Source organism: Lysinibacillus sp. NPDC056185, from assembly GCF_047737915.1.
Taxonomy (GTDB): domain Bacteria; phylum Bacillota; class Bacilli; order Bacillales_A; family Planococcaceae; genus Lysinibacillus.
Genome location: NZ_JBLLLQ010000113.1, coordinates 1 through 1,100, shown reverse-complemented (window position 1 = coordinate 1,100; position 1,100 = coordinate 1). Strand labels below are relative to the sequence as shown.

Here is a 1,100-nt window from a genome sequence, read left to right as displayed (position 1 = left end):
GCGGCACCAGCCCCACACGCTCCGCCAGCACGGCAGCGGGCAACGAGGTACCGGGGGCAGTGGTCAGTTCGTGCTCAACCAGCTCGCCGAAAATCCGGCGGCAGGACGCGCAGTCATCAGGTGACGGGTGCGCCATGTGGGGCCTCTCTCTGGCCCGCCCGGTGTCCGGTCGAAAAACCGACCGCTACACTCAGAACGAGCCTTGGCAAGGGCCAGCGGAAAGCCGTTCACCTCCGAGAGCGCCAACTCTCGGGCAACTGGTGGGTGGCTTTTCTGCTGTCTGTCTGGATCTTGTGCGGGACAGGCTACGCCCAGTCAGGGCGTCGCCGGGACGCGGATTCCGCGTACTGAAATAACGCTCGGGTCTCAGTCGGTCTGTAGCGGGATTGACGAGTCCTGGTTGAGGTCCTGGTGCAACTCGTCGGCGGCGTCTGCGATCCATCGCGCCAGGTCTGCGGCCCGCAGGTACTGACTCCCCCGCAGGCTCGCGGTGGGGACCGTGGCCCGCAGGTCGCGGCCCAGCGCGCTGAGCTGGTCAATCACACCCAGCACCTCTGCGAGCGACGCGTCCCCGGCGAACGGCAGGTCGGCATGCCCGGGGGGAGCCACATTGTGTCGCTGGTAGTCCATCTGGTCAGACACCCCCCTTGCCGCCCTTGAGCTTGGGCAGGCCCGCCTCATCGAACCAGCCGTAGACAACGGCTGTGCTCACCTTGCTGAGCTGCTGAATGCGGGAGCGCGGGGCATCGATTCGCGCGGCCGCAAGGGCGGCTTCCTTGATCTGTGGCAGTAGCGCCTTGGCGTCGGCGAGCAGTTGGGCGCGCTGGGTGCCCAGTTCCGCCACGCGCGCCAGCGCCTCGGCCTGCGCTTTCTCGGGAATTTCCATGCTGCACAGCATAGCTCACGCAACGCCCACTGAAGCAGGGTTGTTTACCGAGAAGTTCTGTGTCATGGTTGGCCAGTCGCCAGCCGGACCGGCTGAAACGGCATCAATCGCCATGAAAGGAAATGCACATGAGGATCCGGAAGAGCCCGTCTTCGGCGTCGATCGAGCACAGCCGGACGCAGTCCACTGAGGACCTGCGCTATGAGTACGAGCT

2 protein-coding genes are annotated in these 1,100 nt (G+C 65.5%); both read right to left on the bottom strand.

The genetic code is table 11. From position 1 onward, the window contains the following. Positions 1-366 precede the first annotated feature (366 nt). Positions 367-630: a hypothetical protein gene (locus ACMZ42_RS27260; RefSeq protein ID WP_375847188.1), complete on the bottom strand. Its 264-nt coding sequence runs from the start codon at positions 628-630 to the stop codon at positions 367-369. 4 nt (positions 631-634) lie between these two features. After that, a complete protein-coding gene (locus tag ACMZ42_RS27255; RefSeq protein ID WP_375847189.1) occupies positions 635-898 on the bottom strand; it encodes a hypothetical protein in 264 nt (87 codons plus the stop codon). Between the last annotated feature and the right edge of the window lie 202 nt (positions 899-1,100).